The organism is Halobium salinum (assembly GCF_026586625.1).
Taxonomy (GTDB): domain Archaea; phylum Halobacteriota; class Halobacteria; order Halobacteriales; family Haloferacaceae; genus Halobium; species Halobium salinum.
The window spans coordinates 585,244-611,764 of sequence record NZ_JAODIW010000006.1 but is presented as its reverse complement, the minus strand read 5'-3'; the positions used below and the strand labels follow the sequence as shown (position 1 = coordinate 611,764).

Sequence of the window (26,521 nt, the reverse complement as noted above, 5' to 3'; positions counted from 1 at the left end):
TTCCCGAGCCGTCGGTCACCGGAACAGCGTCGTTGGGCGACGGGCGACGTCCTCGACTCGTTGCTCCGTCCCGACGGCCGGGAGCCGGAGCGTCGCGACCGTCCCGGAGCCCTCGTCCGAGTCCGACGCGCGAATCTGGAACGAGCCGCCGTAGCGGGTGACCACCCAGTTCACCAGCCAGAGCCCCAACCCGTCGCCGTGTTCGAGCGGGGTCTCTCGACCCGCCTCCACGATTGCGGCCTCCATCTCCGGGAGCCCCGGACCGTCGTCGGCGACGGTGATCTCGATCGCGTCGCCGTCGTCCCGAGCCGTGACGCTCACCCGCGTGTCGGGGTCGGGGTCGTGTTCGAGCGCGTTGTCCACCAGCTCTTCGAGCGCCCGCGCCAGCTCGGCACCGGCACAGACGTCGCGGTCCGTCTCCACCACGACGTCGACGACCGCCTCTGGATGCGCCGGGAGGTGGGGTTCGAGCGCTCGGGCGAACAGCTCCGCCGGGTCCAGCCGCGTCGGGGTGCGCTCCCGTCGGGCGTACCGCTCCAGTTCGCGCGCCTTCTCGCTCAGCGCGACGAGGTCGGCGGCCGTCGACTGGACGACCCGCCCGATATCGGGCGGCTGTTGGGCCGCCGGCTCGTCGAGCAGCGCGCCGTAGCCGACGAGAACGTTCATGTCGTTACGGAGGTTGTGCCTGAGGACCCGATTGAGGAGCTGAACGAGCCGTTCCGTCCGGGTACGCTCGGTGACGTCCTCGACGAACCCGATGATGTGTGACACCGCGCCGGCGTCGTCGGTCACCGGAGACACCGACGCGCGAACCCAGAACGGCGTCTCGTCGCGCCGGTAGCCGAGCAGTTGAACGGTCTCGGGTTCGCCGGCTTTGACGGCCTCGTAGAGGGTCGTCAACGCCGACGGGTCGGTCTCTTCGCCTCGCAGGAACAGCCAGCTCTCTCCCACCACCTCCGACTCGGGGTACCCCGTCAGTCGCTGGAACGCGTCGTTCACGTCGACGATCGGATAGTCGGGCCGAGTGGCGTCCGCGATGGCGATGCCGAACTGTGCGTCCGCGAGCGCCCTGTTGCGCACTCGGAGTTCGCGGTCCTGTTGGCGCCTGGTGGTGACGTCGCGCGCCACACCCTGTGCCTCCACGACTTCCTCGTCGTCGTCGTCGTAGACGGGTCTGACGTTCGCCTCCAGAACGACGACCTCGCCGTCGCCTCCTGTGAACTCTACTTCGACCTGCTCGACCGGCTCACCGGCGAAGACACTCTGGAACGCCTCCATCGCGACCTGTGTCGACGCGGGGGTCAGGAACTCGGCGAACGACCGGCCGAGGAGTTCCTCCGGGTCGTATCCGATCAGCTGTGACGCCGCGGGGGAGACGTACGTGAACTCCGTCGCCGAGTCGATGCGGTAGATGAGGTCGAACGTCGTCTGGGTGACCCCCTCCAGCCGGCGTTTCTCCTCGAGGACCTGTTCGGTCCGGCGACGGAGCCGGTTCTCGTAGCTCCGTCGTTCGAGCGCCTGCGACGCCAGCCGAGCGACGAGTTCGACGAACAGCTCCTCGGCCTCCGAGAACGGTCGGTCGCGCTCTCTCTCCCCCAGGAAGCAGATAGTCCCGAACACCGCTCCGTCGACAACGAGCTTACAGCCGGCGTACGTCTCGAACCCGAGGTCCTCGTAGGCGGCGCGCGGAATCGACCCCGCGTCCGCCGCGCTCTCGACACAGAGTGAACCGCTCGCGTCGACAGTGTTCCGACAGTACGACCGCTCCAGCGGACAGGTGTCGCCCGCCTCGAAGCCCCGCCCACCGGCTGCCTCGAGGATACACCGGACGCCGTCCGAAACGCGGGTGAAGAGCCCGACGTCGACGTCGAATCGTTCGACACCCACTGCCAACGCCCGCTGAATAGCCGTTTCGGGGCCGACGCTCCGGTCGGCGAACGTCTCGTACACCTGCTCCCGGTGGGCGGACCGCGGGCCCTCGTCTACGTCGTCCAACATTAATCAGTATCAGAACGTACTACGTTCGAGTAGTATCACTCTCCGAGAATCTACGTGAAAAGGGTTACTATGGGGGAGACGGCCTCGTCGGTGTGGCTGACCCGGCAGGACGACCGGCCCATCGGCACCGACCGGGAGAGACGAATCGGTATCGAGGGGCCACCGGCGGCCGAACGTGGCCGACCTCCCCACGACCGACCCGAGGTGAACCCGCTCGGTGCTCCGGAGGCCGGGCGGCGGTTCGTACCCCCGCACTGACTGTCCGTCCGCGTTACACATGATAGATAGCAATGTTTTTCAGGGCACAAACGCGTGTGAACGGTACGAGGATTGATACCTGAATGTCCCCCACGACCGACGGTGAGAGCGTCATGAGCGCCATCGACGACGACGGAACGACGCGTCGGCTGATCATCGCGGACCTCGACCAGGACGACGCCTGGATCGCGATGCGACTCGACGACACGGGCGGACGCAAGCCGACGGCGCCCTGACCGGCGCGGCGGCCACGGTCCGCCACCACCCTCCACCTTCTTTCGGTTTGACGGCTCCACACCGACGTGTGGGCACACGAGTGGAGAGCGTGTGACGCGTCGCCGCGGGCCGGCTCACCGACATCCGACCGTGTCGCCGACGGACCCGACCACGACCGTGAGCGGGACCGACCGCAGCCACGAGCAGGACCGACCGCGGCCACGAGCAGGACCGACCGCGACCGTGGACGAGGTCGTCGACGGGTCAGGCGTGTCGTTCGAGGGTCGCCTCGACGTCGTCGACGAGCCGGTCGACGTCGGTCGTCGTCACCGTTAGTTCCGTGCGGGACTCGTCGGCGTCGGCTAGCTCGCTCAGCAGGCCGCCTCGGCGGTCCACCTCCGCGTAGGCTGTCAGCGCGTCGGGGCCGGGGTCGAGAACGAGCTCCACCTCGTCGAGTCGGCCGGCGAACGCGCCGCCGTCGGGGCGGTACTCGAACTCCTGGACGAACCGTCGTCCCGAGACGTAGCGGCCGTAGGGGTCGGCCTCGCAGTCGGCCGTGTGGAGCCGGAAGCCGAGTCGCTCCATCGCGTCGAACAGCGCCCGCATCCGCGGCGTCGGTCGAACGTCGAGGGAGTCCCGGTCCTCGGGGTCGACGGCACGGGCGATGTCGAGTTCCGTCTCGACCCACACGTCGACGTTCCCGAGCGTGACCGGGGTGTGAAACGGAATCTCGACGGTCGCCGGAATCGTCTTCTCGGCGCCGGCCTCGACAGTGAACCCGTCGGTCAGCGTCAGTCGCCCCACGTCGACGTCGTCGTACCCGTCCTCGGTCCGCACGCGTGTCTCGACTTCGAAGCGGACGGCGTCGACCGTCTGGTCGGCGTTCCCGCCGACCACGTGTACTTCGGCGTCGACAGTCTCCCCCGGCACGACCGAGTCGGTGGGGAGAACCGTGTCGACGGTGGCGTTACCGATACCGATGCTCGCGAGGACCTTCTTCATCGTCGTCCGCGACCACACGGCCGCGGGCCATGTAGTTTCTGTCGACCTCACGGGCGAGGGCGGCCTCGGCTCCACCGACACCCGTGCGTGACTCACTCGTCCGTGGCCAACGTTGACGTATATTTCGATGAGACGTGTCCGTAAGAAGACTTATCTACGGGGCGCATCTGTCACCGATGATGAATACTTCAGCCCTCCGCCCCCGACGACCGACTCGGGGTGGGACGACCAAAGCGGTGCTGTACTGCCCCGACTGCGGGCACGAGAGCCCGCCCGACGGCAACTGGCTGCGTCACGACGAACCGACTCGTGTGGTCTACGACTGTCCCAGTTGCGAGGCGACGCTCACGGTCCGGCCGAAGTTCTGAGGCCGTCGGTCGGGGCCGCACCGACTCCAGCCGAGCGGCGGTGTGTAGTTGAGAGGGGTCGAGTCGGGAGAAGTGCTGTTTCGGTAGTTCACGGAAACCCGCGCTCGCGGCCCCTTCTGAAGTCCCTCCCAACACCGGCTGTTCGGCCGGTTGTTGCCCGTCTCTGCTCGGTGAGTCGCTCAACTGAACACGACCAGCCGAGCGGCGACAACAGCTTAGTAGTCCCCCGTGTTACGTGGTACGTCATGTCTTCACACCCTCACGACGACGGGTCCGAGAACAGTCCCCGCTGTGGGAACTGCGGCGCCCCCTTGACCCGACGCGAGACGGGAATGCTGTCGATGTCGGTCGGTACGCGCTGTCCGGAGTGCGGCGTCTTGACCTGAAGCGGCACTTTTCGGAGTCGGCTCGCACGGGCCGGCCGACCGCGCCGCGGCCCACCCGGACCCACCCGCCGCTCAGAGCCGAGCACGAGCGCCGTGAATCAACGGCGATAGCCGGGGCGCAACCCTTTAGTAGCGAATCGGACAGGTCGGTCCATGGACTACAGCGACGCGTCCGTGGCGACGGTTCTCGCGTTCCTGGCGGTCGTCACGGTCGCCACCGGCCCGCTGCTTCCGGCCGTCGGCCTCTCGGCCGGGAGCGCCCACCCGGTCGGGAGCGGTGACGCCGCCGTCACGCTCGAGCGGCCGCCGGTCGATGGCCTCGAACTGGTGCGTGGAGACTTCGACGCCGGCACGTACCACCTCGAATCCACCCCCGGGCGTGTAGCCGTCGACGACGTGTCGGGGAACCCCGCGCTCAAGCTCACGGTGGACGTTCCCGGTATCTACTACTCGGACGTCCGGACCTACGAACTCGGGGGACGGTCGGGCGAGTCAGTCCGACTCCGATTCCCCGCAGTCGACGTGAGCCCCGAGTACGTCACCGCGAACCGCTACGACGCGACGGTCGGCGTCTGGCTCCGCACCGGCGACGAGTACGACCAGCTCTACCAGGAGACGGTGACCGTCGAGGTGCGCCGATGAGCCGGCCGCCGACCGACGAGGGGACCGAGCGGGCGGGGCGGCTCGACACGTTCGCCGCGCTCGACGACCGACTCGACGACCTCGCCCGCCGGGTCGGCCGAGCCGTGTTCGGGGACAGAGCCGGCCTCGCCCTCTTTCTGGGTGCGCTCTGCTTCTTCGCGCTGTTCTGGCGGGTCGAGACCCTCTCGAACGACAACTTCGCGAACCTCAACGCGCTGGTCGCGCTCGCGGAGGGGCAGTTCCACGTCCCCGGAATCGCCTTCGGTCCGTCGAGCGGGGAGACGCCCGGGATGCGCTACGTCGACGGCCGACGCGTCGCCGACAACTACGGCCTCGTCCTGCTCTCGCTCCCCGCGCTCCTCTTCCTGCGCGGGGCCGCGCTCGTCGTCGACCTCGGGGTCGCCTTCGCCGCGCTCTGGTCCTGTGGCCTGCTCGCGGTCGTCGTCCTCGTCGGAGGCGAGGTCGGCCGCGGCCGGGAGGCCAAGTTCGTCGGCGCGGGGGTCGCCCTCGTCGCCTTCCTCGCGAACCTCGCCGTCGCGACCCCGTTCCCGACCCGCTGGCTCCCGCTGGTCGCACTCCAGGCCACGACGGCCGTCGCCGCCGCGCTGACGGCCGTGGTCTGTTACCGACTCGGATGCGCGGTCGCCGACCGACGCGTCGGGCACTTCGCCGGGGTCGCCGCCGCCGCCGCGACGCCGGTCGGCTTCTGGGCGGTCGGTCCGAAACAGCACGCCGTCACCGCGCTGTTCGTCACGACCGCGCTGTACGCGCTCTACCGGAGCCGAGGCGCGCCGACCGTCCGCGGAGAGACCCGGTTCCGCGCGGTCGCCTACGCCTGTATCGGACTCACGGCGTGGCAACACGCCGGCGAGGCCCTCCTCCTCGCGCTCGCGCTCGTCCCGGTCGACCTCGCGACCGCGCGTCGGACCGACATCCGGGGGCTCTCCGTCGTGGCGGCCGCCCTCGCGGTCTCGGCGCTCCCGTTTCTCGCGACGAACGCCGCCGTCGCCGGCGACCCGCTCCAGCCGCTGAAGCTCCTCCCTCACTACCACGGTCAGGAACTGGCCGGGGTCGACGCCGGCGTCGGTGGCACGGGCGGAGCGGGCGAAATCGGCGGGGCGGACGGAACCGGCGGAGGGGGTGCCGACGGAGCGGGAGCGGGAGCGGGCGCGACGGACGGGTCGAACACGCCGAACGGGGATTCCGCGTCGGTGCGCTCCGCGACCGGCCCGCTCGGCGCCGCCTTCGGCGCGTTCGGGACGCTCGCCGCCGGTCTCTCGGCGGCCGTCGGTCTGGTCGACCAGGGGGTGTCGACCGTGGCGAGCCGCGGCGAGCGCTCGCTGGCGGCGATTACCGACCCCGACCAGGTCGCGGCCGTCTTCCTCCGGAGCGGCTACGTGGCGAGCCTCCGGACCGGCGAGGACGCCGCCATCAACCTCAGCGTCCTGGAGTCGATGCCGCTGTTGGCCGCGCTCGCCGCCCTCCCGGCGGCGGCGCTCCGGCGGCTCTCCCGTCGCGGCGACCGGTCGGGAGCGGCGCTCGCGAGCCGAGCGGACGGCGGCGTGGCCCGGCCGGCCGCGTCGCGAGCGGCGGTCGTCGGCGAACGGCTCCGGGCGTCGTGGCAGGGGCGCACTCGGAGACCCGCGCGTACCGCCGACGCCTTCGCGGTCGCCTACACGCTGGTCCTGTTGGCTACGACGTTCGACGGGCTCCCGATGCACCACATGCTGACGGTCCGGTACCTCCACGCGCTCTACCCGCTCGGACTGTACGGCGTGCTCCGGAGCGCCAGCGTGCGCGAGGCGGTCTCGGCCCGTCCCCGTCGGCTGACGGGGGCGTACCTCGTCGCGGTCGCCGGGGGGCTGGCGTGGTACGCGGCGGCCTTCGCGCTCCTCGGGCCGTCGCTCGGCGAGGCCGTCCAGCTACACGGGACGGTCGCGTTCGCCGTCGCCGTCGCGGCGGGCGGGTGGGCGGTGCTCGCGGGCGGCGACCGGCTCGACGCGTCGACTCGTCGGTCGGTCGGCGCGGTCGTACTCGGCGTCGCGGCCGCGTCGACGACGACCTACCTCCTCGTCGCCGGCGGGCTGTTCTCGACGACCGGGCGCTATCTGCTCCCGCTGTCGCGGCCGCTGCTCGGCACGTTGTTCTCCGTGTTCTGACCGGACCGACCGCCTTCGCTCGGTGGCGTGTCGTCGGCCGGTTCGACGGCAAAACGAGTGAAGTCGCGGCCGACCCGACGGCAGGACGAGTTCGGCTCGCGGCCGACCGGTGGGGGCCGTAGAGAGCGAGTTCGACCCCACTCGTCCCCCTCCAGTCCGCCTGGCACCGGTTCCGCGGCGACTCGCTTGTACTACTGGCTGTGCGTTCCGGAACCCCCCACACCCGGCCGGAGCCGTGGACCTTCGAACAGGTACGGCCGACGGTGTCAGGTGCGCCGCCGTTCGGCCCGCTTCGAGTCCCAGATACGTGGCCGGAGCGCGCTCTCGAACCCGTGTGCGTAGCCGAGTGCGTAGCCGGTCGCGAAGAGACCGGCCGCGGCGAGTCCCCGTCTGACTGTGTCGCTGTCCAGTGTCGTCATTGCGCACCCGGACACCTGCAGGACGGCACCTTAAGTCTCCCCCTACAAACAATATATCTTACATTTTTAGCCCGTGACTCCGACCGAGAAACGGTGGGGTCGAGTCGGACGAGTCGACCGTTCCGGGGCGCGCACGGCGACGTGTCTCCCCTATCGGGTACAATCCGCCAGGAGGGCGAAAGCGCGCGACGGAGGCGAGGGGGGGAAGGGCCTCCGGTCGCGACAGTGGACCTGTGGGCGGCAGGTCCGTTTCGTGGTAGTGTGCCGACACGTAAACGTGCTCGCGAGGTGTGCTATCACTACGCAGTGGCGGTGCCGGCGACCGTCGGCCTCACTCCCGAAGGCGTGCGACGTAGTCGGTAATCGGGCGGTCGAAGCGCCACCGACGCTCCGCTACCGCGTCCAGCGGGACCCACACCGGACGGCCCTCCCACGACCGGGTCGGCGAGGGGTCGTGACGCGGCTCGGCCGCGAAGACGACCTCGACGCCGCCGTAGGCGTTCGTCCCCTCCGCGACGCGCCGTCCCAGGTCGACGTCGACGCCGGTCTCCTCGCGCGCCTCCCGGCGGGCGGCGTCGGCGAACGTCTCCCCGTGGGCGAGGCCGCCGAGTGGGAGCATGAGGTAGTCGCCGGTGTCGACGGCGAGCACCGCCCCGTCGTGGACGACGAGCGCGCCGGCGGAGGGGCGCGGCCAAATCAGTCGACCGAACAGCGAGGCGAAGGGACGACCGCCCTTCCAGAGGTACCACGAGCGTAGACCCATCTCTCGGCCGGAGGTCCCGCCGGCGAGCGCAAGTCGGTGTCGGTTCCGGTCCCGGCCCCCGGGACCGCCGGCACGGCGGTCGCCCGCAGGCCGTCGCTCGTGTACCGACCGGCCGCGGAGCGGCCGACCCGGCGCACCGAGCCGCTTTTGTCGGGTCCCGGCGAGACTTCCCCATGCCACGACTCGGCGTCCGGGCGGTCGGCGTCGCGGTCGGCGCCGCCGTGCTCGCCGTTCACCTCCTCGCCGCGGTCCTCGTCTACCGGCTCCTCCGCGTGGTGTGGCTCGACCGCGGCGACCTGGTGACGGTGGCCGCACTCCTGTTCGGGTTCACTCTCCTCTCGGCGGTACTCGGTCACCAGTACGGGACGGGCCGTCTGCTCGACGGGCTCACGGCGGTCGAACTCCCACGGAACGCCGGGCCGGGCGTCCGCGACCGGTTCGACGACGTGGCGGCGGCGATGGGGGTCGACCCCCCGACCGTGCTCGTCGCCGCCCTCCCCGTGCCCAACGCGCTCGCGGTCGGCGGGGGAGGGGGTCGCCGCCGTGGCGGAAGCGGCGTCGTCGTCCTCGACTACCGGCTCTTCCGGCTTCTCACGGCCGCCGAACTGGAGGCCGTCTTCGCCCACGAACTGGCCCACCTCCGAGCTCGTGACGCGCTCGTCCAGACGGTCGCGTTCGGCCTCACTCGGACGCTCACCGCGGTCGGATTCGTCGTCTGTCTCCCGGCGGTGCTCCTGCTCTCCGGTCTCGCCCGCGGGTCGGCGTGGGCGGGGGGTGAGCCCGGCGAGTGGGCGCTCACCCCCTTCGGCCGGCTCCGCGTCTGGCTGGACCGGACGGTGCTCACCCTCCTGTTCGGCCTCACCCTCCTCGTGTTCGCCCACTCGCGGCGCCGGGAGTACGCCGCCGACGACCGCGCCGTCGACGCCGTCGGCGACCCGCTGGCGCTCGCTCGAGCGCTCGTGAAACTCGACCGGGCGGCGAACCCGCGACTGTCGCCGCTGTCGCCGTTGTACACACACGCCGGCGGGGAACGGGAGGGTTGGCGACGGCTCGTGGCGACCCACCCGCCGGTCGAGGCGCGGGTGGGACGGCTGGTCGAGCGCGCCGAACGGGAGGGCGTAACGCCCGCCACGACCCCGTATCGCATCCCCATCGAGTGAGCGAGCCGGAAACGGAGGTCGGCGACCGAACGGATGGACACAACGCTCGTTTCACTCAATCGAGGGTTTTTGTTCCTCCGGCGAGAACCATCGGGTGCCCGTCCCCGCCGTGCCGCCCTCCCCCCGTCGCGTCGCCCACCCACGACACCGACAGGTGTCCGCGCGACAAGCGGCGGGTCGGGCATCGACAGTGGTGTGTCAGCCGCAGGTCGGACGCCGCGACGGCCCACCCGGAACCCCGGTCAGCCGCTCGTCGGCGTCCGACCGTATCCGCGGCCGAGAACCAGCGTGAGCGTGTGAACCGCGAGAAGTTCGATGACGGTCAGGACGCCCGCCGGGAGCAGTCCGAGCAACAGCAGCGGGTACAGCGCCGGGAGGGAGACGGCCGTCCAGAACGCGACGACCCGGAGCAGCAGCAGCGTCCGACGGCCCAGACCGACGGCGGCACCGAGCGTTCGGACGCCGACCGCACCCGCCCGCGCGACGTTCGTTCGACTGGTCGTCGGCCGCATCAGCACAGCTCGTCGAGCGAGACGAGGCTGTCGCGGTCGACCGAGAGCCATCGGCCGTCGCTCCGTCCGGCGCCCTCGTGGAAGAGGACGCCGTCGGCCTCGAGTCGGACGACGATTCCGCCGTCTCTGACCCGGTCGTGGTCGTGACCCCCGCCGGAGTCGGGTTCGTACCCCCCGTCCGCACACAGCGACGACGGAGCGACCGAACCTGTCGGCGGGGTCGGGGCCGTCGGGTCGACTGCGCCGGGGAGGTCGCCTCGTCGTGGGACCTGCCCGGTGGGGTTCGCGAGACTGGCCTCCGCACTGACGCTCCGGGGGACGGTGGACTGGCCTGTGGTGGCGGTGGTGTCGTCGGACACGGGTGTTCCTCTAAAACCAAAGTTCACCTTTTCCTATTTGTAAGTAAAGTAACAGGGTCGTAATCGGTCGTCGTTACCGGCGGGTAATCGAACGGTCGGGACGGTGATGCGACCGGAGACGATGTCGCCCCTGGTAGTCGCCCGGGCGGTTAGCTCGGGCCGAGCCGGTCGAGGAGCCGGCGAGCGTGGCCCTCGGAGTAGGAGACGTCGAAGCGCCGGTCGACGTGTTCACGGACGAGCGCCGGGGTCCACGCCTCGGCGTCGAACGCCTGCTCGCTCGGCGGCGCCTGCAGGTCGCTACGGAGCTGTTCGCGCTGGCGTTCGTCCAGCTTCGGCGGGCGCCCCGGTCGGTCCTCGTCCCGGATGGCCGACTCGAGCGGTTCGGACTCGAAACGGTCGAGCCAGTAGTACACCGTCGAGCGGGGAATCCCGTAGCGCGTCGACAGCGTCGCCACCGACTCGCCGTCGAGGTACGCGAGGGCGACCATCAGCCGCTTCGCGGGCTTCGCCTCCGTCGTCGAGGCCAGCGCCTCGCGAAGGGCGTCGGGGTCGGCGTCCGCGAGCTTCGCCATCACTCCTCTCTCGGTACCGTCCGGTCAAAAAACCGCACGGTCGGGTCTCGGTCGCAGACGTCGGTCGTCGGTCGTCACCGTCGGGAGCTCGGCGGCCGACGTGTCTCGGTCCACGAACGTCCAGCCGACGCAACCAGTCGTCACACCTTTGAGCGTGCGGCTCCGAGCGGCGCTCGTGCCTACGTTCGAAGTCGAACTCTCCGACGACACGCACTTCCAGCTCCAGCGGCTCATCGACGACGAGTTCGTCACCGAGGAGCAGGCCTACGAGGAGCTCATCACCGCCGGACTGGAGGCGTACAACGTGAAGCCGATGGACGAGGGGCCCGAGGAGGGGTTCAGCGAGAGCGCCGAGGAGAACCTCTTCGACACCGACACGCGCGGCGACCCCGCGGACGAGCTCTGAGTCGCGGCGCGTCTCTTTTCTGCCCCTACAGTACGCCGCCCACCGCGAGCCCGCCGACCAGCGCTAGCGCACCCAGCGCGACACACACCGCCGGGAAGGGGAGCCGGCGTGCCGCCTTCATCAGCGCGCCGACGGTGAGGTAGCCGACGACCGCGGCGACCGCGAGCGAGACGACGGCCGCCGCCGGCGACAGCGCCGGGAGTCCGCCGGCGTCGAGGACGGCGATGGCGGCGCCGCCGAGCGCGGCAGGAACCGAGAGGAGAAAGGAGAGCCGGAAAGAGCCCTCGCCGTCGTGGCCTCGAAGGAGGAGCGCTCCCGCCGTCGTCCCCGAACGGGAGACCCCCGGGAGGATGGCGAGGCCCTGCAGGCCACCGACGAGCAGCGCGTCGAGGAGGTCCGGCCGGTCGCGGTCCCCGCCGGAGACGCCGCCGGCGACGTGCGTGAGGACGCCGGTGGCGACGAGTAGCGCGCCGATGAGCGCGACGAACGCGCCGCCAGTGAGCGCCGACACGAGCGTCTCCAGGGCGGTGTAGGCGAGGGCGCCGGTGACGCCGGAGGCGAGCGTGGCGAGGACGACGAACGAGAGCGTCGCCGACCCCGGGCCGAAGGCGTCGCCCGGACGCCACTCCTGCGCCCCTCGAAGGGTCTCGACGATGTCGTCGCGGAAGTACACCGTCGCCGAGAGACCGGTCCCGAGGTGGAGAAAGAGGGCGTACCCGACCGCCGCCTCGGGGGACTCCCCGAGGAGCGTCAGGGCGAGCGCGACGTTCCCCTCGCTGGAGATGGGTAGCCACTCGACGACGCCCTGCACCAACCCCACGACGAGCGCGACGAGCAGGTCGCGGTCCGCGACGCTTGCCATGGCTCTGCGAGGCCGGCGCCGGTACTAAACGGATTCGGAACGGCGAGCCTCGGGGAAGCCGAGAGCGCGGAGCCGCCGCTGACGGGGAACGGGGGACGGGCGGGCGTGAACCAGACGCCCACCCGCGGGGGAAAACGTGGGACCATAGAACGTGTGACGTGGCGGCCCGAGGGCCACCTGGCCCCACATTACTAGACGGCTGCAGTGAAATGAAAGTTTGGGTGGCTGTATCGCGGCCGGTGATAGCATCCCGCAGTGTCCCGCCTACGGCCGGTGAGGTCGACGATTCAACCCGTTCGGAGGCGGTCGGGTTCGACGATTCGGTCCCCTCAGAGGCGGTCGGAGGTCGACCCGCGACGGGAGGGGAGGGCCGCACGGACCGACCGAAGCAGCGGCGCCGACAGGCCGCGAATCCGAGACAGGAGGCGGGCCCGACGGGACGGACCGGAGGAGCGGGCCGACGACCGACTCGGCGTCAGCGTCCCCGAGACGAGTCCGAGGGCGCCGACCGCCCCGGCGACAGCCAGGCCGGGGCCGATGGCGGGACCGTCGACCCAGCCGAGTCGGCGGAGCATCCGATACATCGCCGGCGCGGTGACGAGCAGGTTGAACGCCAGCACGACCAGCACGTGCGACGAGACGACGGTGATGAACGCGCCGGTGAGCGCAAAGCGCACGCCGATTACGATGAGGGCGAGGTTCAACAGGTCCTGGGAGAGTCTGAGGCCGGTGCGGTAGTCGCCCGTGAACCCGGACGTCCCGCTCCGTCGAGCGAACACCGACGGGAGCGACGGGAGCGCCGCGCGGACGGAACTCAGCGAGGAGGTACCCCGTGAGTCGGCCCGGGACCGAGAGTGAGAACGAGAGCGGAGCCGTGCCATACAGCCACCTCGGTACCCATCCCCAAGAAAGGTCGTCAGACGCCCGACGGACGGTGGTTCTCGCCCGTGAATGTTCACCCGGGCGATATTATTCGTCGGGCGGGCCGCCGCCTCCGACCGAGAGGTCGTGCCCTGCTCGGCGGCCGGTGGGAGTCGAGGGGCACCGTACGCAGAGCGCGTCGGCCCCACGAACGTCACCGCGCACCGAACGCCTCGGCAGCGGCCTGCAACGAGCGTAGCTCGGCCCGGTGTGCGGCGAGCTCCGCGATTCGGTCGTCGACCCGGTCGACGGCCCGGTCGACGGCCCTCGACACCGCCGCGGCGTCCCGGTCGCCCGTCTCGAGTTCGACCCGTCGGATGTGCTTACAGCGAGTCTCCCGATACTGGAAGTCCGGACAGGTACAGGCGGGCTCGCGGCGGTCGACGCGGTAGTCGCCGCCGGAGGCGGTCCGGACGCGGTAGAGGTCCGGGGCCGCCTCGTCGAGGAACATCGTCTCGGTCAGCGCCCGGCAGTCGCGCTCGTCGAGCAGGTCGTCGAGGTACGACGGGAGCGTCGGCGTGTCGCGGGTGCGGTCGCCGTCTCGAGGTTTCCCGTTCCCCCGGTGCTGGTGAGCGTCGCGTGAGTCGTGGTCGCCGTCGGTGGAGTGCTGTGACATCGGTGTGTCGCCCTGGTGGTTTCGGTGAGGCGGTCGGATGCGGTTCGAGCGAGAGCGAGGCGGCTGTGGTTCGGGGTGCCTCGAGTCGTGTGTTACAGGGGTCGGACGTGCATAAGTGACGCGCCGGTCGAGTACGGGTCGGCCCCCACCGGGCATCGGTGGGCGCGCCGGGTGACCGACCGGCCGACGTACCCGACCCTCGGTGGTGGTTTCCGGCCCGCGTAAGCGAGTTTATGCGGCGCCCAAACTCCGCGAGAGCGGCACATCTCCGGCAGTTCGGTCCGGAAGAGCGCGAACGCGGCGAGGGTGATGACCGTCCGTCACCCGACGGTCTGAACGGTGTGAAACGGCGTCAACGGTTCTTCGGATTCATGATGGGTTGTCCAGTAGGCGGGTGCATGGTGCCAGAACGCCCCACGAGGTGGGCTCCGTGACGCCCGCCGAAGCCCGCCGCTACCTCCGCTCGTGGTGGGGCCGCGTGGACCGCGACCGACTCCGGCAGGTCGGCATCGTCTCGTACTTCGGCGCGTACGCGCTCATCCTCCTCGGTGCCAGGGATGCGGTGAACGCCGCCCTCGCCGCGCTCCCGTCGGGCCTCGACCTCGGGCCGGTGCCGCCGCTCTCGGCCGCCCTCGGACTCCCGGTCAGCGTCGCGTGGAGCCTCGCCAGCGCCGTCGTCGCCCTGATTGCCGTCGGCGCCGTGCTCGAAGCGGCGCGACCGCCGCGGAGCGTTGGCGTGGTCGACGGACCGGACGGGGTGGCGGTCGACCTCGGCTCGGCGGCCGACGCCGGCCCCCGGAGCGGTCGAGACGTGCCGGACGACGAGAGTCCGTCGGGCGACGCTTCCGAACGCGGAGCGACGAGCGACGCCACAGACGGCGCGAGTGGAGACGAGAACGATGGCGAGAGTCGGAGACGGGAGGCCGACCACGAGTCGCACGGCGAACCCGTCTCTCCTGGCGGCCGGGCCGACTGACCGGCTTCGGTTCGAGCGGCTCCGGTTCGAGCGGCTCCGGTCCGGCGCTCGCGACGACCCTCACTCCCCTCGGACGGCGAGCGCGACGAACGCCGTCCCGGCGTTCCGCGTCTCGACTCGACACGCCTCGAACCGGTCTCCGAGCGCCGCCGGGATGTCGCGGTCCGGATGCCAGTTCGTCGCCGCCCGCGACAACGGCGCGACGAGCGGGTTCAGGACGCGGAGCGGTCCCGACTGGAACGGCTGTGCGTCGAAGACGGCGAGGCGACCGCCCGGTCAGAGCACGCGCCGGAGCTCCGTGAGCGTCCCGTCGAGGTCGGGGACGGCACTCAGCGAGAGCGTCGCGTAGGCGGCGTCGACCGAGCCGTCGGGGAGCGGGAGCGTCGCCGCGTCGGCGCCGACCGGGTGGACGTTTTGCCAGCCGTCGTCGACGACCCGGTCACGGGCGCGAGAGAGCATCCCACGGCTGAGGTCGACGCCGACGACGCTCCCCTCGACGCCGACGCGCGCTCTGAGCGCCGGAAAGTTGACCCCGGGGCCACAGCCCACGTCAAGCACCGTCTCGCCTCCTCCGAGGGAGAGGGCGTCGAGGGCGGCCGTCCGGAGCCGGCGCTCCTCGCCGCCGAAGGCGAACCACGAGGCGAGCCGGAACAGCGTCTGGTGGTCGCTCCACCAGTCGTACCGACGGCGTCCGTCGTCGTACACGCGGTCGCCTTCGGTCGGCGTCGGCATCGCTCTTGTGTCCCGGAGCGGCTCACGGCGGTGCCGCGCCGCCGCGGTTGCACACGGCCCGGAGCGACGCGTCTCCTGGGCGAGTGACGACCCGGTGGTCGGAGATCAAAAACCGCGAGACGAGACGCGAACGGACCGCGGACGGTCTGGCTGCCGTCAGTGGATACCCATCGCTTCGATCTGTTCTTGATACCGGTTCCGGATGGTGACCTCCGTCACCTGTGCGACCTCGGCGACCTCGCGCTGGGTGCGCTTCTGGTTGCAGAGCAGCGAGGCGGCGTAGATGGCGGCGGCGGCGAAGCCGGTCGGGGACTTGCCCGACAGCAGGCCCTGTTCGGCCGAGACGTCGATTATCTCGTTGGCCTTTGCCTGGACCTCCTTCGACAGTTCGAGTTCGGACGCGAAGCGGGGGACGAACTGCTTGGGGTCGACGGGTTTCAGTTCGAGACCGAGTTCCTGGGAGATGTAGCGGAAGGTGCGGCCGATCTCCTTCTGGCCGACGCGGGAGACCTCGGCTACCTCGTCGAGCGAGCGAGGAATCCCCTCCTGTCGACAGGCGGCGTACAGCGCGCTGGTGGCGACGCCCTCGATGGACCGACCCCGGATGAGGTCCTCGGTGAGCGCGCGGCGGTAGATGACCGAGGCGACCTCGCGGACGCTCTTGGGGACGCCGAGCGCGGAGGCCATGCGGTCGATTTCGGAGAGCGCGAACTGGAGGTTGCGCTCGCCGGCGTCCTTCGTGCGGATGCGCTCCTGCCACTTCCGGAGGCGCTGCATCTGACTGCGCTTGTTCGAGGAGATGGAGCGCCCGTAGGCGTCCTTGTTCTTCCAGTCGATGGTGGTCGTCAGCCCGCGGTCGTGCATCGTCTCGGTGATGGGGGCCCCGACCCGGGACTTCGAGTCGCGCTCGCGCTGGTCGAAGGCGCGCCACTCCGGCCCGCGGTCGATGTTCCCCTCGTCGACGACGAGCCCGCAGTCGTCACAGATGAGCTCGCCGAGGTCGTCGCTGTTGACCAGCCGGTCGGACCCGCACTCCGGACACGTCTGCTCGCGGCCACCCTGCTCGCGTTCCCCCTCGTCGGATTCCTCCGTCTTCCCGTCGCGAGTTCGCGCCCGTTCGCGGAAGGAGTTCGTCATCGACGGTAGGACATGGATGGAGACATAACACTCTATCGGATGCTTCCGGTCGGTCGTCGTCGACAACGACCGACGGCGCCGCCTCGGCGGCCGGCGGGTGGATGCCTATCCAGGGCGGTATAACTCAGATCGGGCCGTCGACCCCCGTCACGGGCTCGCCGTCACCCGCGGCGTCACACACCGGCGTCGCGGTGTCGGCACCGGTCGGCAGTCGCGGTCGGCAGGCGACACGGTCGTGGCCGACCACGGCAATCCCTCGCTCGAGACGGCTTCCGGCACTCTCGTCCCCGGGACGGTCGCTGGCGCCCGACTCCTGTTCCCGGCCGGCGGCCGGCGAGAGCCGTCGTCGAAGTGATACACCGGATACGGGTATAGGAAATCCGACCGGTGGGCTGGTCGATGCTCGTCACGACGCACGGACCGCGGCCGGCATCGAACCCTCTGATGACGTTTCTCACCGCTCTGGACCGGTAAAACGGCTATTTAGCGTTCGGCGTCCAATAGAAGCGTATGAACGCACGGACCCTCATCCTCGGACTCGCAAGCGCCGTCACCACCTTCCTCGTAACTGGTGCCGTGACCATCGAACTGCTGAGCGGGCTGTACGGAGCGAGCCCCGGCGTCGGCATCCTCGGCGTAGGGGTGGGGGGAGCCGTCGGTCTGTTCACGGGCGTCGTCGTCGCGTTCGCGTTCTCCCGCGACCGGCTGTCGGGAGGTCCCGCGGCCGTACTCGTCGCGTACGGGGCGTTCGGAGTCGTGTTTCTGGCGATTTCCGGGCTCCGGTACGTCAACGTTCCGGGGGCCGACGAGCTGTTCACGCTCCCCGTTCATCTGCTCCTCAGCCTCGTCGTCGCCGTCACTGTCGCGACGCTGGTAGGCCGTCGGCCGAGAGCGACGAGGGCCAGTTGAACCGACGGCCGAGCCGAGGTCGCCCGACCCCGCTCGTCGAGACGAGGGTCGGTTCGAGCCGAGGGAGGCGCGTTCGGGAGGAAGAGCGGGTGGGTATCAGACCAGCAATCGGGCGTCGGCGTCGGCCGTGCACTGAAGTCCGGTGGCGGCGCCGACACAGGCGGTGACGCCGTCGTAGTCCCCTCGTGGTAGTCCATCAGCCGTGTTCGATTGTGCAGAAACTACACAAGCCTTTTTGGCTTCGGATGGGTAGTGGTGGTATGGCTGACTCGATGAGCGAACTCCTCCGTCGTGACATGGAGTGCGAGGGACTGCTGGAGTGTATGCACGGGCTCAAAGAGCTCGACAAGCGCTGTTTCGGCGCGCTGGTCGAGAGCACGGAGCCGTTGACCGTTGACGAGGTCGCGGAGCGTGTCGACCGGGAGCGTTCGACCGCCTACCGTGCCGTCCAGCGACTGATGCAGGCCGGCTTCGTCCAGAAAGAGCAGGTGAACTACGAGAACGGCGGGTACTACCACGTGTACCGCCCGACCGACCCGGACCGCATCGCCGACGACATGCAGCGGATGCTCAACGACTGGTACGCGAAGATGGGACAGCTCATCGGTGAGTTCCGCGACAAGTACGACGAGCAGCCGGCCGCCCGGGTGACCGCGGAGAACTGAACGCTCGTCGAGTCACCGACGACGGGATGCGCGGCGTGCAATCGGAATCGGCGACACCGGGGTCCGCCGACATCCCGAAAAGTGGACCGAGCAGTCCGACGAGGGGTCGACAGGGTACGACCGCGAGGAGTCGTTCGACGCGCCGAGCGAGGAGGCCCGGACGATGGGACGGTGGTTCTTCGAGGAGTCGAGTTCGCCCGGCAGGTCGATGGCGCACCTCTACCGGGGAGAGGTTCATCGGATGAAGCTGTGGCGCGGGCGCCTCGACCGCCGTTCGAACTAGGCGGTGACGCTGATGGCCGCCATCCTCACCTACGCCTCTTCCATGCGGAACGGCCCCACTACGTCGCCCTCGTCGTCGCCACGGTCGACTGTTTCTCCCTCGGCCCGCGGGAATCACCGTCCGCCCACGCGTCTGGCAGGCGACGGGCGAACTCCGGCGCAGCGGGGTCGGCGCCTGGGACGGTATCGAGTAGTCCGCCCTAGGACCTCGGTCTCGGCGACGGCAGACGGCGCTCGACTGCCGACCTGGTGTTCGGGTTCGGCCCCCTCTTCTCGGTCCCGCCCGGTCCCGACGGATGATGTTCCGTACGGTGCCATCGGATTCACCGGGCCACGGTGACGACGACCGCGTCGGACGCGCCACCGGAGCGAGTGTCCGAAACCGACCGGCGAGTCCCCTTCGAGGACGACCCCCCGGACCGAAGCTGGAGTTCTGATCCGCGTTCGAATTTACGAATCGTCGGTATTGTGCGTTGTAATGACCCATATAGAGTAAATATCTGCCTACTCTCAGAGTATCTTCCACCTACCTCCCCGAATTGACCCACTGATTCAAGTGGTTTCGTGTCGTCGTACCGGTCGTAATGAGCGTCGAGACGACCACCTCACGGCCGCAGTGGACCGACACCGAGCAGTGCCCGTTCTGCGGGGACCAGTTGACCGACGCCGGTGCGGGGTTCATCGACCACATCGACGAGGAGCCGACCTGCGAGTCCAGTTTCGAGTCCTGGCGGACGCAGGTCGCCGGCGACATGGACGGCGAGTGGTCGGGCTGACGGCTACAGGCGTGCCATAGACAGCCGTACGCACGGTTTCGGCCTGAAAGCATATGTATCGTGCGTGGGACGTTCCGGTCGTATGCGACGAGCAATCGCGACCGTGTTCGTCTGCGCCCTCCTACTGCTGGCAGGGTGTAGTGGAACGACGGACTCCGCCGGCAACGAGACCGGAAACGCCTCCGGCGCGGAGACGACGATGGACGAGACGACGATGAACGAGACGACCGAGGCGATGGACGGCGGAAACGAGACGACCACCGAGTCGAACGAGTCCGCCGAGTCGGACGCCGAGGCCAACTTCAGCTTCCGCTCGCCCGCCGAGGGGCAAGTGATGGTCGTCCACATGGGCGGCGCCTCGATTACCAACGAGACCACGAGCGAGGTCGTGGTGTCGGTCGGTGAGAACAACACGACGTGGGTCTCCGACGACGCGAACGCGAGCGCTCAGGAGTACCCCATCTCCGTCGGTAACACCATCACCGTGAACGCGTCCGCGGGTGACACGGTCGAAGTCGTCTGGGTCAGCGAGGACGGTACGACCGAGACGCTCGCGACCCACGAGGTCGAGGCGAGCAACGCGACGACCACGACGACCGCGGGTAACAACAGCTCCGCGAACTCGACGACGGGTAACGCGACCACGGCCAACACCACGACCACGACGGCCGAGAGCTAACGGACGGTCCGCGGCGATTCGACGCGAATCGAGCCGTTCGGCATTCTTCTTTGGCGTGCTACAGGGACCCACAGCCGAGAAACTTTTATCATCGATGCACATGATGTCACGACTACACAGCGTGGCATCGCGCCGCGCTCGTGAGACCACGACCATGATCCCGACTCACAACCCGACGCTCGCCTTCTATGGCAGCGCCGATTGTGGTACCCGCGAGGGAGCCGGGATGAAGGTGTCTCACGACGACACTCGGACCGTCTCCGTCGCCGCGTAACCGCTACGTACACGGCGCGGGGGCGGAAGGTTTCTCTCGACCCCCGACCGGACACGGACGGGTCCGAGTGTCCTTCTCCTGCGTCGTCACAGGCGACAGGCGAGTCCATCGACCGTCGTCCGGTGTCACCGGCGCCGCCGACGCCTCCCGAATCGCCGGCGGCGGTCGACGAGCCACGGCTCAGCCACCGACCCGGGAGAGGCATCGCTCTCCCGGACACCCCCGAGGGTTCATCCCGGTTCGAGAGGGCGCGCTCGGACCGCGGGCGTCGGACGCCCGCGGTCCACGACCGCCGACCGGGACGCCGCGTTCGACTCGCGGCGGGGGTCTCGATGTCAGTCCAGACGCAGCCCGAATGCACGGTCCGCGCCGAGATGCGCGTGTTAGTCTCGCGGAACGGCCGCGGCGACCTCCACGACGGCGTCCACCAGCGACTGCGACGCGTCGACGGCGTCCTCGAGGTCGAAGCGGTCGACGTCTCCGGCCTTCGACCCGGCCTGAACGACCTCGCGGTCGACCTGGTCGCGACGCTCCGACTCCGACCCGAGCGCCCCGACGCCGACGGCGACGCGCTCGCCGCACAGCTCCGCGACGGGTTCGGCGTCGAGCGCGCCGAGGTGTCCGTCCTCGCACGGGAGGACCGCGATGTGTGAGCGCCGCGGGGTCGGTCGAACAGTCGACACGGACGGCGGGCGCGTCGTCCTCCCGACCGAGGAGGCCGACCGGCGACGGAAACCGCCGCCAAGAGGCGGGGGGTCGGTAACGAACGCTCGATTCCGACCAAGCGTCGTCTCCGGTCCTCGCTGACCGCTCCGCCCCGTTTTCGCCTTTCGAAGGCTCGGAGCCGTCGGTTCGTCACCGTCTCCGACGCCCGCAGAAACGGGCGCCAAGTCGTTCCGTGTGGGGTCCGGCCGCCCTCGTCGAAGGCGTACCTGTCGTGTTCGGCGCGTCTCACTGCGCGACTGGCAGTCCCCTAAATCGGCGATTCACACACTCGGTTCCGAGGTCGGATAGTAAGGCATTCACCCCCCCGTCGTCTGGATTCGCGCATGAGCATCCTCGACGAGGCCGCGGCGCTCGCCGACACGGGTCCGGTGTGTGACTCGTGTCTCGGTCGCGTCTACGCCGACCGGAGCTTCGGCCTCACGAACGCAGAGCGCGGTCGGTCCCTCCGGGTCGCCCACGGACTGGAGACGGACGAGGAGCCCGAGTCCGTCGAGACGGCCGACTGCTGGGTGTGTGAGGGGGAGTGTGCCCGCTTCGACGAGTGGGCCGAGCGCTGTGCCGCGGCCGTCGAAGGCACCGAGTTCGAGACCTACCAGGTCGGCACCCGCGCCCCGCCGCTGGTCGAGGAGAACGAGGCGCTTCTCCGTGAGGAGGTCGGCCTCGACCCCGACGCCGGCGAACTGTTCAAGTCGGAGTTCAACCGCGAGGTCGGCAAGCGGGTGGGTCGCCTCACCGACACCGAGGTCGACTTCGGTCGACCGGACGTGCAGTTCCTGATCGACGTCGCCGAGGACCGCGTCGAGACCACCGTGAACTCGGCGTTCGTCTACGGGCGCTACCGGAAGCTGGAGCGAGACATCCCCCAGACGGAGTGGCCGTGCCGGGAGTGTGACGGCTCCGGCCGGCAGGGTCGAGAGCCCTGTGACCACTGCGGCGGGTCGGGCTATCTCTACGACGACAGCGTCGAGCAGTACGTCGCCCCCATCGTCATGGACCTGATGGACGGCACCGAGGCGCTGTTCCACGGTGCGGGTCGCGAGGACGTGGACGCGCTGATGCTCGGCACCGGTCGCCCGTTCGTCGTCGAGGTCAAAGAGCCCCGTCGGCGCCGCATCGACGTGGAGCGCCTGGAGGGCGACGTGAACGCCTTCGCCGACGGCGCCGTCGAGGTCGAGGGGCTCCGCCTCGCCACCTACGACATGGTCGAGCGCGTGAAGGAACTCGACGCGAGCAAGACCTACCGTGCCGAGGTCACCTTCGGCGGCGACGTGACCGCCGAGGCGCTCGCCGACGCCCTCGAAGAACTGACCGGCGCGACCATCCGGCAGTACACGCCCCAGCGCGTCGACCACCGCCGTGCCGCGCTCACCCGCGAACGCACCGTCTACGACGCGTCGGGCGAGCTCTCCGACCCCCGTCACGCCACCGTCGAGGTCCACGGCCAAGGCGGCCTCTACATCAAGGAGCTCGTCTCCGGCGACGACGGCCGGACCGAACCGAGTCTCGCGGGACTGCTCGGCGTCGACGCCGACGTGAGCGCACTCGACGTGACCGCTGTCGAGGGCGAGTCCGAGGCGTTCGAACAGTCCGAGTTCTTCCGCTGAGACCCCGGCCGGTTCACGGGTCGTCCGTTCAGCCGGTCTACGCGCACCGGTCGTCGCCACCGTCGGCCACAACGAATTTATGTCGGCGTTCGTACACCCGAACCGGGCTCGAAGTCCGATGTGTAAGGAGTTCGACGCGGAGTGGACGGCACTACGGGAGGAGCTCGACACCGAAGAACGCTCGCGGTCGACGGGGGAGGAAGCGCCGGAACCGGAGCTGGAGGCGAAGCCGGAGCCGCGGTCGGCGGCGTCCCGCGCGACCTCGAAGTAGCGGCCGACAACCCGTTTTTACGACGTCCCGTCCGTCCGAGCCGACGGACCCGCTCGACGAGTCGAAACGGCTTAGCCGCCGCTCTCCGACCCGGGAGACGAGTGACCATGACACGCGACTCCGGCGCCGACGAGGACACCGTCACGGTCGGCGTCGACGAGGCCGGGAAGGGGCCGGTGCTCGGGCCGATGGTCGCCGCCGCGGTCCGGACGGTCCCCGACCGGCTCCCCGAGGACGTCGACGACTCGAAGCGGGTCGCCCCGGCGCGCCGCGAGGAGTTGGCGGCCACCTTCGAGGCCGACTCGGAGGTCAGCGTCGGCGTCGGTGTCGTCCCGGTCTCCCGCATCGACGACCCGGCGACGGACATGAACGCCCTGACGGTCGCGGCGCAGGCGGAGGCGGCCGCGGCCGTCGCCGAGCCCGGCGACCGGCTCGTCGTCGACGCCGGCGACGTGGACGCCGACCGCTTCGGCCGCCGCGTTCGGGAGGCGGTCGCCGACGCCGGCACCGAGGTCGAAGTGACCGCCGAACACCGCGCCGACGAGTCCTACCCCGTCGTGAGCGCCGCGAGCGTCGTCGCCAAGGTCGAACGCGACGCGCGGGTGGCGACCCTCGCCGAGGCGTACGCCGAGTGGGGGCCGGTCGGGAGCGGCTATCCGAGCGACCCGACGACGCGGGCCTTTCTCCGGCGGTACGTCGCCGAGACGGGCGGACTACCGGACTGTGCGCGCCGGTCGTGGTCGACCTGCGACGACCTGCTGGCCGCGGCCGAACAGTCGTCGCTCGCGGAGTTCTGACCGGCCGAGGACGGTGGTGGGAGTCTCCCCGACGTCTACGTAATCGTCGGGAGGATGCCCATGTACACCGCCCCGAAGATGAGCCCGAAGAGGAGGGCCGCGGCGAGGACGCCGCCGAGGATGAGGTTCATCGCGCCTTCCGGACTGGAGTACCACGAGCCGTTCATACCCCCGGATTCGCTGGCGGCCGGTTTGAGCGTGACGGTCTTTTTCCGGGTTTTCTGTCGACGACGTGTCCGGAGGAGACGTGGGATTCGAAGCAGCTGCGTTCCTGCCCTCCGGAGTCCCCCGTCCGCTCGGCTCCGCTGACTCGTTGGGCGCTTCGGCTCGCTCACGCCGTTCGCTCGCCTCCGGTGCTTACTTCGTCGGTGTCGCCGAGCACCGGGAGCGCTTCGAACTCCCGAGCTCGCGGGCGCAGAGCGCCTGGACCGGCCCCTCCCGGAGCCCTACCCATCGGTGGGTGGTCGGTCGTCGACGGCGGCTATCCGGCCGAGCGGCGCGCTGGTGAGCAGAAGACTGGGAAAATCGAACCCGAGCGTCGCCTCAGCGACTCTCCGTCAGCAGGCCACGGAGGATGTCCCCGTACGCCGGCCGCGTCAGGAGGACGCCGACGATGACGCCGAGGATGGTGAAGATGGCGAACCCGCGCAGGTCGCCGAGCGAGAGGACGGCGAGCGGGCTCATCGCGATGATGGTCGTCGCGGCGGCGGCGCCGATGACCCAGAACGCCTTCCGGAAGCGCGACTGGAACACCCGGCGGGAGGAGACGTCACCCTCGCTCATCACCTCGTCGGCGATGATGATGAGGTCGTCCACCCCCGTCCCGATGACGGCGACGAACCCGGCGATGACCGCGAGGTCGATGGGGTAGCCGATGACCGACGCGAACCCGAGGAGGACGACCACCTCGGACAGCGCGGTGAGAATCATCGGCACGGCGACCTCCACCCGCCCGTATCGGAGGAAGACGACGACGCTGACCGCGAGCACGGCGATGACGCCGGTGATGAGCGAGTCGACCTTGAACGACGCACCCTGCGAGGGCGAGACGTACGAGGAGGTCCCCTCCTCTTCGAGGTCGAGCTGAGCCGGGAGCGCACCGGCGCGCAGGTCGATGGCGAGCTGCTGGGCCGCGGAGTAGTTGTCGGCCGGGAGGATGAACGTCGGGTCGTTCAGCCACTGGCCCGAGCGCATGCTCTGCGCCAGCGAGGCCTCCATCCCGGCGGCGTAGACGACTTCGCCGTCGACCTTCGTCAGCAGACACGGGTCGGTGGTGTCCGGGTTCTCCCGGTACGAACAGCTCGTCCCACCGGGCTGAGCGACGCCGGTCTCGACGACCGCTCGCTGGAACTGGGGTGCGACGTTCTCCTTGATGCTCACGCGGACGAACGGCGGCTGGTTCCCCTCTCCCTGCTGGGCCGTGCTGATGGACTGGAAGTCGCCCTGTTCGAGGACGGCCTCGCGAGTCGTGTAACCGGAGCCGTTCTCAGCTGGATGGTAGATGTCGACGCGGACGGTCCCGCGGGAGTTCACGAGGTCGATGACCGCCTGGCGCTCCTCGGGTGCCTCGATGAGGATGAAGTACTGACCCTGTGCGGTCGACACCGACTGGACCGTCCCGCCGCTGAGGCCGGCCTCGTTCACCTTCGCCTGAAGCACCTCGACGGTCTGCTGGCGGGTCGGCTCGGTGACCCCCTCGCGCACCGACTCGTACTGGTACCCAGTCGCGTCGAGCGCACTCGCGAGGTCGTCGGTCGTCACGTTCTCGGCGGTCACCTCGACGGTCGAGGCGTTCGCGCTCCGGCGGGCCGTCACGTCGGTGACGGTGATGCCGTCGAACTGGTCGGCCACGTTGCGCTCGACGGCCGTGATGTTCTCGTCGCCGAACTGGACGCCCTCGGCGGTGACGCCGACCAGCGGCGCCCTGATTCGGGTGCCGCCGGAGAGTTCGAGACCGAACCTGAGATTGGTCGGGCCGTCGCTCGCCTGTCCGGGGCCGCTCGGGCCGTCGGAGCCGGACATCGTCGGCGAGAACAGCGCGAAGGTACTGCCGAGGAGGACGAGGACGAGCAGGAACACGCGCCAGTTGTCGCGGACCGACACCATCAGCGGTTCACCCCCTCGAACTTGTACCACCGGAGGAGACTGAGGTTGAGCATGTAGGTGTTCATCAGGTCGGCGGCGAGGCCGAACACGAGGATGATGCCGATGGAGGCGAGCAGTTCGATGCCGAACAGCGTCGCCGTCACCGCCATCACCGCCATCGCCGCGAGGGAGGTGAGCGTCATGGTGACACCCGTGCGCATCGCCCGGTAGGTGGACTCGTAGAAGTCACCCGAGCGGCGCAGGATGTGGCTGTTGAGCAGGATGTCCGAGTCGACGGAGTACCCGATAATCATCAGGAGCGCGGCGACCGTCCCCAGCGACAGTTCGATGCCGAGCAGGTTCATCAGCGCCACGGGGATGACGATGTCCGAGAACGCGGAGACCACGACCGCGATGGAGGGGACGAACGTCCGGAACATGGCGAAGACGAGGAGGCTCATCCCCACGAACGCCACCGCGACGCCGGCGAGGGCGAGCCCCTGGGTCTCGCCCCCGAAGCTGGCGGAGACGGAGTCACTGGAGCGGACCTCCAGTCCGGCGTCTCTGGCCTGTTGGTCGAGCGCGGAGGTCGAGGCGGCCCCCTCTTGGAACGTCACGATGTAGGTCGCGTCCGAGGGCACCGACTGAATCGACTCGGGTTCGACGGCGAACGCCCCGCGTATCTGTTCGCGGGCCGCGTCCTCGTTCGGCGCGTCGACGGCGACGCGAAGCTCTGTGCCACCGGTGAAGTCGAGTCCGGGGTCGACTGGCGCCCCGGTGAGGGCGAACGTCGCCGCGATGACGAGGAGGGCGAGCGCGAGCACCGCCAGGGGCACCGCCGCGAGCTGCCGGTTCGAGTACCGGGTGTAGTCGACCTCGGGGAGGTCGAAGGGGAGGTTCTCCGAGGTCCCTGCCATCAGAGTCCCTCCGGTCGGTCAGCGAACTGGTCCATGTCGGCCGCTCTCGCCCCGCGCCGAATAAGCCTTCTT

At 69.8% G+C, this 26,521-nt stretch carries 32 protein-coding genes; 16 read left to right on the top strand and 16 right to left on the bottom strand.

Annotated elements, in window-relative coordinates:
- Nucleotides 1-15: 15 nt before the first annotated feature.
- Complete coding sequence (locus N5095_RS06495) at nucleotides 16-1,998, bottom strand: PAS domain S-box protein (RefSeq protein ID WP_267621936.1); 1,983 nt, start codon at nucleotides 1,996-1,998, stop codon at nucleotides 16-18.
- Between the two features lie 341 nt (nucleotides 1,999-2,339).
- On the opposite strand from N5095_RS06495, the gene N5095_RS06490 reads away from it, so the two are divergent.
- Complete coding sequence (locus tag N5095_RS06490) at nucleotides 2,340-2,492, top strand: DUF7556 family protein (protein WP_267621935.1); 153 nt, start codon at nucleotides 2,340-2,342, stop codon at nucleotides 2,490-2,492.
- A 244-nt stretch (nucleotides 2,493-2,736) separates the two neighbouring features.
- On the opposite strand, the gene N5095_RS06485 is transcribed toward N5095_RS06490, so the two are convergent.
- Nucleotides 2,737-3,474, bottom strand: a complete 738-nt coding sequence (locus tag N5095_RS06485) for a sporulation protein (RefSeq protein WP_267621934.1) — start codon at nucleotides 3,472-3,474, stop codon at nucleotides 2,737-2,739.
- Between the two features lie 179 nt (nucleotides 3,475-3,653).
- Here N5095_RS06485 and N5095_RS06480 point away from each other — a divergent pair, with 179 nt between their 5' ends.
- The 3 genes from N5095_RS06480 (at nucleotide 3,654) to N5095_RS06470 (ending at nucleotide 7,029) form a co-directional block, all read left to right on the top strand.
- Nucleotides 3,654-3,842, top strand: coding sequence for a DUF8106 domain-containing protein (locus tag N5095_RS06480; protein ID WP_267621933.1), 189 nt, complete (start codon nucleotides 3,654-3,656; stop codon nucleotides 3,840-3,842).
- A gap of 539 nt (nucleotides 3,843-4,381) precedes the next feature.
- Complete coding sequence (locus tag N5095_RS06475) at nucleotides 4,382-4,870, top strand: hypothetical protein (RefSeq protein ID WP_267621932.1); 489 nt, start codon at nucleotides 4,382-4,384, stop codon at nucleotides 4,868-4,870.
- Entirely contained in the window at nucleotides 4,867-7,029 is a 2,163-nt protein-coding gene (locus N5095_RS06470) for a hypothetical protein (protein ID WP_267621931.1), read from the top strand. The genes N5095_RS06475 and N5095_RS06470 overlap by 4 nt, the downstream gene beginning before the upstream one ends.
- Nucleotides 7,030-7,295: 266 nt before the next feature.
- On the opposite strand, the gene N5095_RS06465 is transcribed toward N5095_RS06470, so the two are convergent.
- Nucleotides 7,296-7,448 carry a hypothetical protein gene (locus N5095_RS06465; RefSeq protein ID WP_267621930.1) on the bottom strand — a complete coding sequence of 51 codons (153 nt, stop codon included), beginning with the start codon at nucleotides 7,446-7,448 and terminating at the stop codon, nucleotides 7,296-7,298.
- A gap of 331 nt (nucleotides 7,449-7,779) precedes the next feature.
- The gene (locus N5095_RS06460; protein ID WP_267621929.1) at nucleotides 7,780-8,211 is read right to left on the bottom strand and encodes an NUDIX domain-containing protein; all 432 of its coding nucleotides are present in this window, start codon (nucleotides 8,209-8,211) and stop codon (nucleotides 7,780-7,782) included.
- 173 nt (nucleotides 8,212-8,384) lie between these two features.
- Here N5095_RS06460 and N5095_RS06455 point away from each other — a divergent pair, with 173 nt between their 5' ends.
- The gene (locus N5095_RS06455; protein WP_267621928.1) at nucleotides 8,385-9,371 is read left to right on the top strand and encodes a M48 family metallopeptidase; all 987 of its coding nucleotides are present in this window, start codon (nucleotides 8,385-8,387) and stop codon (nucleotides 9,369-9,371) included.
- Between the two features lie 242 nt (nucleotides 9,372-9,613).
- On the opposite strand, the gene N5095_RS06450 is transcribed toward N5095_RS06455, so the two are convergent.
- The 3 genes from N5095_RS06450 to N5095_RS06440 form a co-directional block, all read right to left on the bottom strand.
- Entirely contained in the window at nucleotides 9,614-9,883 is a 270-nt protein-coding gene (locus N5095_RS06450) for a DUF8028 family protein (RefSeq protein WP_267621927.1), read from the bottom strand.
- Nucleotides 9,883-10,242: a hypothetical protein gene (locus tag N5095_RS06445; RefSeq protein WP_267621926.1), complete on the bottom strand. Its 360-nt coding sequence runs from the start codon at nucleotides 10,240-10,242 to the stop codon at nucleotides 9,883-9,885. The genes N5095_RS06450 and N5095_RS06445 overlap by 1 nt, the downstream gene beginning before the upstream one ends.
- Before the next feature lie 149 nt (nucleotides 10,243-10,391).
- A complete protein-coding gene (locus N5095_RS06440) occupies nucleotides 10,392-10,814 on the bottom strand; it encodes a helix-turn-helix domain-containing protein (RefSeq protein ID WP_267621925.1) in 423 nt (140 codons plus the stop codon).
- A gap of 175 nt (nucleotides 10,815-10,989) precedes the next feature.
- Between N5095_RS06440 and N5095_RS06435 the strand changes: the two genes are divergently transcribed.
- Nucleotides 10,990-11,220: a DUF7120 family protein gene (locus tag N5095_RS06435; RefSeq protein WP_267621924.1), complete on the top strand. Its 231-nt coding sequence runs from the start codon at nucleotides 10,990-10,992 to the stop codon at nucleotides 11,218-11,220.
- 25 nt (nucleotides 11,221-11,245) lie between these two features.
- On the opposite strand, the gene N5095_RS06430 is transcribed toward N5095_RS06435, so the two are convergent.
- From N5095_RS06430 to N5095_RS06420, 3 genes are all read right to left on the bottom strand, one after another.
- On the bottom strand, nucleotides 11,246-12,082 hold the full coding sequence (locus N5095_RS06430) for an undecaprenyl-diphosphate phosphatase (protein WP_267621923.1): 837 nt from the start codon (nucleotides 12,080-12,082) through the stop codon (nucleotides 11,246-11,248).
- Nucleotides 12,083-12,411: 329 nt separating this feature from the next.
- Nucleotides 12,412-12,963: a hypothetical protein gene (locus N5095_RS06425; protein WP_267621922.1), complete on the bottom strand. Its 552-nt coding sequence runs from the start codon at nucleotides 12,961-12,963 to the stop codon at nucleotides 12,412-12,414.
- 194 nt (nucleotides 12,964-13,157) lie between these two features.
- Complete coding sequence (locus N5095_RS06420) at nucleotides 13,158-13,619, bottom strand: SWIM zinc finger family protein (protein ID WP_267621921.1); 462 nt, start codon at nucleotides 13,617-13,619, stop codon at nucleotides 13,158-13,160.
- A gap of 430 nt (nucleotides 13,620-14,049) precedes the next feature.
- Between N5095_RS06420 and N5095_RS06415 the strand changes: the two genes are divergently transcribed.
- Nucleotides 14,050-14,595 (top strand): hypothetical protein, encoded by a 546-nt coding sequence (locus N5095_RS06415; protein WP_267621919.1) that lies wholly within the window; start codon nucleotides 14,050-14,052, stop codon nucleotides 14,593-14,595.
- A gap of 276 nt (nucleotides 14,596-14,871) precedes the next feature.
- On the opposite strand, the gene N5095_RS06410 is transcribed toward N5095_RS06415, so the two are convergent.
- The 3 genes from N5095_RS06410 to N5095_RS06400 all read right to left on the bottom strand — a co-directional run bounded on the left by N5095_RS06410 (nucleotide 14,872) and on the right by N5095_RS06400 (nucleotide 16,711).
- Nucleotides 14,872-15,327: a class I SAM-dependent methyltransferase gene (locus tag N5095_RS06410; RefSeq protein WP_267621918.1), complete on the bottom strand. Its 456-nt coding sequence runs from the start codon at nucleotides 15,325-15,327 to the stop codon at nucleotides 14,872-14,874.
- 156 nt (nucleotides 15,328-15,483) lie between these two features.
- On the bottom strand, nucleotides 15,484-16,464 hold the full coding sequence (locus N5095_RS06405; RefSeq protein WP_267621917.1) for a transcription initiation factor IIB: 981 nt from the start codon (nucleotides 16,462-16,464) through the stop codon (nucleotides 15,484-15,486).
- A gap of 124 nt (nucleotides 16,465-16,588) precedes the next feature.
- Nucleotides 16,589-16,711 carry a hypothetical protein gene (locus tag N5095_RS06400; RefSeq protein WP_267621916.1) on the bottom strand — a complete coding sequence of 41 codons (123 nt, stop codon included), beginning with the start codon at nucleotides 16,709-16,711 and terminating at the stop codon, nucleotides 16,589-16,591.
- 263 nt (nucleotides 16,712-16,974) lie between these two features.
- Here N5095_RS06400 and N5095_RS06395 point away from each other — a divergent pair, with 263 nt between their 5' ends.
- The 9 genes from N5095_RS06395 to rnhB all read left to right on the top strand — a co-directional run bounded on the left by N5095_RS06395 (nucleotide 16,975) and on the right by rnhB (nucleotide 23,447).
- Nucleotides 16,975-17,373 (top strand): DUF8147 domain-containing protein, encoded by a 399-nt coding sequence (locus tag N5095_RS06395; RefSeq protein WP_267621915.1) that lies wholly within the window; start codon nucleotides 16,975-16,977, stop codon nucleotides 17,371-17,373.
- A gap of 260 nt (nucleotides 17,374-17,633) precedes the next feature.
- The gene (locus N5095_RS06390; RefSeq protein WP_267621914.1) at nucleotides 17,634-18,038 is read left to right on the top strand and encodes a helix-turn-helix domain-containing protein; all 405 of its coding nucleotides are present in this window, start codon (nucleotides 17,634-17,636) and stop codon (nucleotides 18,036-18,038) included.
- A 163-nt stretch (nucleotides 18,039-18,201) separates the two neighbouring features.
- On the top strand, nucleotides 18,202-18,321 hold the full coding sequence (locus N5095_RS22520; RefSeq protein WP_390202733.1) for a DUF2270 domain-containing protein: 120 nt from the start codon (nucleotides 18,202-18,204) through the stop codon (nucleotides 18,319-18,321).
- Nucleotides 18,322-18,904: 583 nt separating this feature from the next.
- Nucleotides 18,905-19,096 carry a DUF7501 family protein gene (locus N5095_RS06380; protein ID WP_267621913.1) on the top strand — a complete coding sequence of 64 codons (192 nt, stop codon included), beginning with the start codon at nucleotides 18,905-18,907 and terminating at the stop codon, nucleotides 19,094-19,096.
- A gap of 82 nt (nucleotides 19,097-19,178) precedes the next feature.
- Nucleotides 19,179-19,775 (top strand): hypothetical protein, encoded by a 597-nt coding sequence (locus N5095_RS06375; protein WP_267621912.1) that lies wholly within the window; start codon nucleotides 19,179-19,181, stop codon nucleotides 19,773-19,775.
- 606 nt (nucleotides 19,776-20,381) lie between these two features.
- Nucleotides 20,382-20,702, top strand: a complete 321-nt coding sequence (locus tag N5095_RS06370; protein ID WP_267621911.1) for a hypothetical protein — start codon at nucleotides 20,382-20,384, stop codon at nucleotides 20,700-20,702.
- 396 nt (nucleotides 20,703-21,098) lie between these two features.
- Nucleotides 21,099-22,379 carry a tRNA pseudouridine(54/55) synthase Pus10 gene (locus N5095_RS06365; RefSeq protein ID WP_267621910.1) on the top strand — a complete coding sequence of 427 codons (1,281 nt, stop codon included), beginning with the start codon at nucleotides 21,099-21,101 and terminating at the stop codon, nucleotides 22,377-22,379.
- A 118-nt stretch (nucleotides 22,380-22,497) separates the two neighbouring features.
- A complete protein-coding gene (locus N5095_RS06360) occupies nucleotides 22,498-22,650 on the top strand; it encodes a hypothetical protein (protein ID WP_267621909.1) in 153 nt (50 codons plus the stop codon).
- A 107-nt stretch (nucleotides 22,651-22,757) separates the two neighbouring features.
- Nucleotides 22,758-23,447: a ribonuclease HII gene (gene rnhB / locus N5095_RS06355; protein WP_267621908.1), complete on the top strand. Its 690-nt coding sequence runs from the start codon at nucleotides 22,758-22,760 to the stop codon at nucleotides 23,445-23,447.
- Between the two features lie 35 nt (nucleotides 23,448-23,482).
- Here the strand turns inward: rnhB and N5095_RS06350 are convergent, their stop codons facing one another.
- From N5095_RS06350 to secF, 3 genes are all read right to left on the bottom strand, one after another.
- On the bottom strand, nucleotides 23,483-23,614 hold the full coding sequence (locus N5095_RS06350) for a hypothetical protein (RefSeq protein ID WP_267621907.1): 132 nt from the start codon (nucleotides 23,612-23,614) through the stop codon (nucleotides 23,483-23,485).
- A 376-nt stretch (nucleotides 23,615-23,990) separates the two neighbouring features.
- Nucleotides 23,991-25,553, bottom strand: a complete 1,563-nt coding sequence (locus N5095_RS06345) for a preprotein translocase subunit SecD (protein ID WP_267621906.1) — start codon at nucleotides 25,551-25,553, stop codon at nucleotides 23,991-23,993.
- On the bottom strand, nucleotides 25,553-26,449 hold the full coding sequence (gene secF / locus N5095_RS06340; RefSeq protein WP_267621905.1) for a protein translocase subunit SecF: 897 nt from the start codon (nucleotides 26,447-26,449) through the stop codon (nucleotides 25,553-25,555). The genes N5095_RS06345 and secF overlap by 1 nt, the downstream gene beginning before the upstream one ends.
- Nucleotides 26,450-26,521: the final 72 nt, after the last annotated feature.